The 6,671-nt window shown below is 34.5% G+C and carries 8 protein-coding genes; 2 read left to right on the plus strand and 6 right to left on the minus strand.

The window, feature by feature from the left end; genetic code table 11:
* The first annotated feature begins 256 nt into the window (after nucleotides 1–256).
* A complete protein-coding gene (locus tag WAO84_RS16905; RefSeq protein WP_340067314.1) occupies nucleotides 257–418 on the plus strand; it encodes a hypothetical protein in 162 nt (53 codons plus the stop codon).
* 12 nt (nucleotides 419–430) lie between these two features.
* Here the strand turns inward: WAO84_RS16905 and WAO84_RS16910 are convergent, their stop codons facing one another.
* Nucleotides 431–880: a helix-turn-helix domain-containing protein gene (locus tag WAO84_RS16910; protein ID WP_340067316.1), complete on the minus strand. Its 450-nt coding sequence runs from the start codon at nucleotides 878–880 to the stop codon at nucleotides 431–433.
* A gap of 186 nt (nucleotides 881–1,066) precedes the next feature.
* Here WAO84_RS16910 and WAO84_RS16915 point away from each other — a divergent pair, with 186 nt between their 5' ends.
* On the plus strand, nucleotides 1,067–1,339 hold the full coding sequence (locus WAO84_RS16915) for a hypothetical protein (protein WP_340067318.1): 273 nt from the start codon (nucleotides 1,067–1,069) through the stop codon (nucleotides 1,337–1,339).
* Between the two features lie 68 nt (nucleotides 1,340–1,407).
* Here the strand turns inward: WAO84_RS16915 and WAO84_RS16920 are convergent, their stop codons facing one another.
* From WAO84_RS16920 to WAO84_RS16940, 5 genes are all read right to left on the minus strand, one after another.
* Nucleotides 1,408–2,001: a hypothetical protein gene (locus WAO84_RS16920; RefSeq protein ID WP_340067319.1), complete on the minus strand. Its 594-nt coding sequence runs from the start codon at nucleotides 1,999–2,001 to the stop codon at nucleotides 1,408–1,410.
* Nucleotides 2,002–3,086: 1,085 nt separating this feature from the next.
* The gene (locus WAO84_RS16925; RefSeq protein WP_340067321.1) at nucleotides 3,087–3,800 is read right to left on the minus strand and encodes a hypothetical protein; all 714 of its coding nucleotides are present in this window, start codon (nucleotides 3,798–3,800) and stop codon (nucleotides 3,087–3,089) included.
* A 134-nt stretch (nucleotides 3,801–3,934) separates the two neighbouring features.
* A complete protein-coding gene (locus WAO84_RS16930) occupies nucleotides 3,935–4,648 on the minus strand; it encodes a hypothetical protein (protein WP_340067322.1) in 714 nt (237 codons plus the stop codon).
* A 134-nt stretch (nucleotides 4,649–4,782) separates the two neighbouring features.
* Nucleotides 4,783–5,496 (minus strand): hypothetical protein, encoded by a 714-nt coding sequence (locus tag WAO84_RS16935; RefSeq protein ID WP_340067323.1) that lies wholly within the window; start codon nucleotides 5,494–5,496, stop codon nucleotides 4,783–4,785.
* Nucleotides 5,497–5,510: 14 nt separating this feature from the next.
* Nucleotides 5,511–6,671: AHH domain-containing protein (locus WAO84_RS16940; RefSeq protein ID WP_340067324.1), on the minus strand; the 1,161-nt coding region annotated here is incomplete at its 5' end.

Below are 6,671 nucleotides of genomic sequence, written 5' to 3' on the forward strand. Positions count from 1 at the left end.
AAACGGTCAACGATAAAGATATTTTTATGAATTTAGCATTGTCCTAAAAAGGGTAAGGCTTCAATTTTACTCTTCTATTTTTTTGTACTTCTAACAACAAAATGGTTAAAAATTATAAATAGTAAAATCAATAGCTTACATGGCAAAATTCGATTCTTAATGAATCTGATTGGCGTTCAGGCTGACAAGAAAAATCTGATCAAAGATGATAAACGATGGAATGAAGAAATTTTAAAACCTGCTTTAAAGAAATTAGATGAGTAAATTGAGCCCCAACTTATTAAAACGGCTGGCTCAAAAAAAACAATTAGATGAAGAAACGCTTTATTGGGTCAGCAAGCGATTGAAAATAGACCTCGAAGAAGATTTAAAGAAACAACACTTTATACTTTCTTTTCTAAGATCTAAAAAAGAATAGTACCCTCCCCCATTAACGCTCTTTAGATTTTTCAATTTGCTTAAACTTTTCATTTAGCTCTTCAATATCTTTTCGCATTTGTGCTATTTCATCCATGTTAACCACATTTCTTGCCAGCATAAAAAACTCTTCATATTCCAAATATTGGTCAAAGTGATTGTGAATGTAACGAATTACTTCTAAGGGATGGAACTTTTCTAATACCGCTTCCAACAAGTGCCCCGACTCGGTTTCTTTAACTAAAGATTGTAGTTTTTTCTGGTTTTCATTTTGGTTTTCAGACATCATTTCATTTTCCAGCCTCTCCAAAGCACTAAGTAAGGCGGGCATTCGGGAAGCAGGTATCTTTTTATTACGCTCATAATTAGAAACGGTATTTCTTGAAATACCTATAAGCGCTCCAAATTCATCCTGATTGAGTTTTAACTTTATGCGTCTTTTTTGTAACTCTTCACCTGTCATACCCGTTGTTTAGAAAATATTACGTATTCACAATATTTTGCATTAATAATTTATAATTACAAATATTGTGCGTATATTTGCTTTTATTTTGTGAAATTTACATAAAATATTCGGTCTATGCACTATGTTGTGCGTAATTTGCTAAATAAAAGTGAGCAATTTGCTAGAAATCTAAATAAAAATATTATGATCACTAAGGAACAATGTGTTATACTTAAAAAGTATTTAAAAGGAGAATATATAGAAGATGTTCTTAAAAAACTGAAAGAGAAAAAGCTGGTAAACAGAAAAGGGACCCCCTACGGCCCAAAAATGGTAAGCCATGTTTTGAATGGAAGATATGAAAATCTCGATATTGAAGCGGCCATCGTGGCCGTTTATGAAGAACGAAAAACAAAAGCTGAAAAAAATCGTAGAAATCTAGATAAATTTTTAGGCCTTGATAACGGTTCTAAGTAATAAAGCAAAGCTATCCCCCCAGCCTTCTTCTTTCTATAACTCTAAAAATTCCTAACGTACCTTTTACCTTAACGAGGTACACCATAAGGCGCATTCATAAATAAAGCACTAAAAACAGTCATTTTATCTATAGGAATAGTTTCGTAAGCAATATACGGCACTTTACTTCCCAGCTTACTATTGGGTATAAACAAATACCCAAGTCCAGATAACGTTTTCATTATTATTTTCTTAAAAAACCGATATTCTTCCGGAAACTTAGTAAAGTCATAGGGTTCAGATTCACTGGTATATTTTATTCTACTTCTTTTTAAGGGTATATTATGATTTTTGGTATGAAGATAGTATACACAAAATACAGGCAATAAGATACTAATATTAACAGAGATTGCCTGTAAAACACCCTCACTTTGAAACCTGTATTGTATATGGAAGCTACGATCATAAAAATCAAAATCTGTTAAATTCAACATTTTTTGTTTTTTACCCGGGCATTCATTTAATATTTGCTGTAAAGATGTAAATACATTACTCATATCCCAATTACGTGCTTTGTCAATACAATAACGCAATGTTAAGTATTCTTCACTTGACAAGTACTCATCTTCAAAAGGGTTTTCAATTCCTGGTGGATAGTAATTGTAAATATAATTTATAAGCATGTCTATTAAGCTTTTTAAAAAAACCACCTCTGGCTATAGTAAAATTTTGTTTTTTAAAACTATTTGATTGCCTCTGTATTCGCTTCTTCCGCATTTATTCTAATCAAAAGTTCTTCACACAACCTTGGGTTAGCTATAATTAAACTTCGTAAAACATCAATGCTTTGTATGTGAAACCTATACCCTAAATGCTGCGAAAGTAAGATCTTTTTTTTCAAAAAGAACCGGGTGCTTTCAATAACACAATCAATGGTTTTATCTTCCCTAAAAAGAATGGTTATTTTTCTTTTTCGTTTTGTGTGATAAAATGAAACCCAAAATTGTTTCCCCACAAGCTTAAATGAACCTTTTTCATACCCATTTTGGCGTAAAAAGGCAAATTGATCATATACGGTTAGAAAAAAATGTTCGCCCTGTTGCAGGGGCGATTGAATGAGCATATTCATATTTCTATAAAATAAATGCATGTTAACCCAGATGGTATAGAGAATTTAGTTAAAGAATTACTTATAATTACACAGAAACTATACTTGGTTTACTGCGATTAATAACCCTTATTTTAAAAACTCTTTTCCCGCTTAAAACAATAGCAATTTATGGGAAAGGAAGCAATAACGTATTATTTGATAACAAAAAAGATTTTCAATAAATGAACCAAATATTCACTTTTGCATAACTTTTGAAGAGCATCCCTTGCCGGCTCTGCGATAACAAAAACATTAAGGAAAGGAAGAAAAAAAGATACTTTTTTATAAAAGTATATCTTCACTAGTTATCTAATAGCAAATGATTTTTTAACGGTGGTTTGTTCTTTCCTAGAGTACGGTTTGCCCTCAAATTTATTTTACTGGCTAATAATATGTTAAAAACTTTCCCTAACTCTTTACTATACACTTACTATCTTGTAGAAAGTATAAATTATAACCGCAATTTTTAGCTCTTTTTTATCCTGTTAATTATATGTATAAATGTGCTTTTTACGTTAATGGTATTCTTTATTATTTTGGTCTATTACTTATTTCCCTAAATATTGTGAATACTCAATAAAATACCGGTGGTCAAAAAAAAGCTGCTATAAAAAAAGGTTATACTATTTCTATTTCATAATGGTGGCTCAGTTCTTCTACCGGTGTAAAACCCATACCAGTAAAACCCTCTTTTTCAATCACGTTTTTAAAAGTCTCGGAAACATAGTAACCACTGATGTATGCGGCGGCTGTTCTAAATATATCAGCATCCATTTGAGAAAGATTAAAGCTTAGCCGGGAAGGCCTTATAAAGGGCTTATCCTCCAAATATGGGGGATACTGTTTTTTTACTTCATGTATATGCTCATCAGAATGAATTTCAATAAACTTGTTTAGATCCCTTTGTGAGCCATCGCTGTTGGAAACAACAAATTTAAATACACTTTTTTTATAGTTTACAAAGTCCTTTTCAGGATAATCAATATGCAGTATCTTATACGGCAGTTTTTGCCCGTTTCTATCTAGTGTAGTATCCCAGGTTTGGTGAGGTTGTCTTAAAAACCTTTCTTTTAAGAACAGATACAAACGTTCACTGATCACCAGGTATTTATTTTGTGTAATGGCTATGAAATTTACATAATCCGTTACTTTGCTCTTTTTATTAAAATAGGCCGAAGGTATGGGTGGGTTTCCGGTAACCGGGCCAAAAATGCCCTGGTTGTTAAAAGAATCTTTTGAAAAAGGATCTTTTGAAAATGAAACATTAATAATCTGCTCATAGGCACCTATTACATTTCTTTTGGTATCCAGTTTCAATTCATAATACTTCATATGTTGGTTAATCAATTAGTTATGCTCGCAAATATTATAAGTACACTGTAAAAAAAGTGACCGTTAGAGTAAAAACCACCGGCCTTAGTAAAACCATACAACCGGTGGTCAAAAAAAAAGCTGCTATAAAAAGGTTATATTATTTCTATTTCATAATGGTGGCTCAGTTCTTCTACCGGTGTAAAATCCATACCGGTAAAACCCTCTTTTTCAATCGCGTTTTTCAGGTTCTCAGAAACATAATAGCCTGCAATAAATGTGTTTGCACACCTAATCAAATCCAAGCCTTGTCGAGATATCTCGGATAAGTTGAAACTCAATTTTGATGGTTTAAGAAAGGGGTTTTCTAAAGAAAAGTGGTGTTTTCTGGACATTTCCAGAGAATGTTTATCAGAAAAGAGTTGAATACCTGTCCCAGTATCTTTATCAGCACCATCATTATATACAACTAACTTAAAACTACTTCTTTTGTAGTTTATAAAAGCTTTTTCTGGATAATCAATATGAAATATTTTATATGGTAAAGGTTTTCCCTCTCCTCTTATTTCAATATCCCATACTTGGTGACTATGCTTCAAATAAGTTTTTAAAAAACCATAAAATTTTTCACTAATAAATAAGTATTTGTCTCTAGTAATTGCAATAAAATTAAGATAATCTGTTACCTTACTTTTCTTATTAATTTCAGCTGAAGGTAAAGGTGGGTTTCCGGTAACCGGGCCAAACAAACCTTGTTTATTAAGCGAATCTTTACTATCTACATGAGCAGACCAGGAAACATTTATAATTTGTTCCATACTTCCGATTCCATTTCTTTTGGTATCCAGTTTCAATTCATAATACTTCATATGTTGGTTAATCAATTAGTTATGCTCGTAAATATTATAAGTACACTGTAAAAAAAGTGACCATAAGAGTAAAAACCACCGGCCTTGGTAAAACCTTATGACCGGTGGTCAAAAAAAAGCTGCTATAAAAAAGGTTATAGAATCTCTATTTCACAATGGTTACTAAGTTCTTCCATTGGCACAAATTCCATACCGGTAAAACCCTCTTTTTCAATTGCATTTTTAAAAGTCTCGGAAACATAATATCCTGAAACGGAATTGTTCGCAGTTCGCAGTATGCCCTCCTTCATTTTAGAAAGATTAAAGCTTAACCGGGAAGCCGTTATAAAAGGCTTATCTTCTACATATGGGGGATGCTTTCTAGACATTTCCAATAGATGTTCATCTGAATGGATCTCTATGAACTGGTTTAGATCCTTATAGGTACCATCATTATTAGATATAATGAATTTAAATATACTTTTTTTATAGTTTACAAAGTCCTTTTCGGGGTAATCAATATGCAGTATCTTATACGGTAGTTTTTGCCCGTTTCTGTCTAGTATAGTATCCCAGGTTTGGTGAGGTTGTCTTAAAAACCTTTCTTTTAAGAACAGATACAAACGTTCACTGATCACCAGGTATATGTTTTGTGTAATAGCAATAAAACGCGTATAATCGGTGACCTTGCTTTTTTTGTTAAAATGGGCCGAAGGTATGGGTGGGTTTCCGGTAACCGGGCCAAAAAGGCCCTGGTTGTTAAAAGAGTCTTTGCTCCTTACATGAGCAGACCAGGAAACATTTATAATTTGTTCGGTACTTCCCATTACATTTCTCTTAGTATTTGCTTTTAATCTATAATAGGTCATTTTTTTAATTTAGATTAATTTATAATTATTAAATCAGCTATCTGGCCTAAATCTAAAGTAGGATTATTTTCTATAATATTCTTTAGGTTTTTGGCAAAACTCGTTAACCGGGTATGGGATAATTCTAAATTATCTCCTACATCGTTTCGAATTCTATCTAATATGACCTCTATCTTATCGGTATACTTTTTATGCCCGGTTTGATGTAAGCTTTGAGGTAAGGGCACACCATTAATTATATCGTTCATATGCCAGGGGGTTTTGGTTTCGGTTTTAAATTTGGCCGCATTTTGTACTACAGGATGCTCAGCCAGACTAAAGGGAATAATATGGTGGGCATGAATGGAAGAGTCTCTAATTCCCAGTACTTTTCTAAGCTGGCCCCGGTTGCTGAACTTTAGCATTCCGTTAGCCATTTTGTATATCTTAAGGAATACCCTTTTTCCATTCTGCAGGTTAAACACCTTTTTGCTTATCCTGGCCACCGTAGTCCAGTCGCCCAGAAAAGGAATAGCGGCCGCAAAACTAAGGCCGGCCCCTGCATAGTCGCCTTCTACCGTATAGAGCAGCCCGTTGGCGGCATCAAATATAGCGCCTACACCCGGTGCCAAACCGGCAAGGTCCAGTAACAAATGGAGTGCTTCCATTTGGGCATCCATAGCAATGGTAAAGAGTTCCCAATCTGAAAACTCATAACCATCGGGGTATTCAGACATAATGATCCATGCCTCCATAGCACTAAGTGCAGTATAGCGGGCCATAAGCATGGGTGTTCCCAGTTGCGGGATATGTTTTTGAATGATGCTTGATGCTGCCGGGCTCGACAGGTCGGTAGGTGAAAGTCCGGAAGCGGCCAATTCTACATTGATTTTTGCAGACAACATGGCCTCTTCAGAAAAGCTATTTTCAACAAGAAAACTTCTCACTGAATGGGCCGCATGTTCATTGGCATGTAACCATCTCATTTGGTGGGAATCGGTAATACCCAAATCACTTATTACCCGTGTGGCATTACTTAATACGAATAGGGGGGTGGTCACATCGCCAATACAGTTACCGTTGGCATCGGCTATACAGTTGGGGTCATCGTTGTTGTTCTGGCCACCGCCACTACCTCCGGAACCACCGCTATTGCCCAGGGAACCGTCCTGGCTATCCCCTCCCGAGGGCCAGTT

The organism is Ascidiimonas aurantiaca, assembly GCF_037646345.1.
Taxonomy (GTDB): Bacteria; Bacteroidota; Bacteroidia; order Flavobacteriales; family Flavobacteriaceae; genus Ascidiimonas; species Ascidiimonas aurantiaca.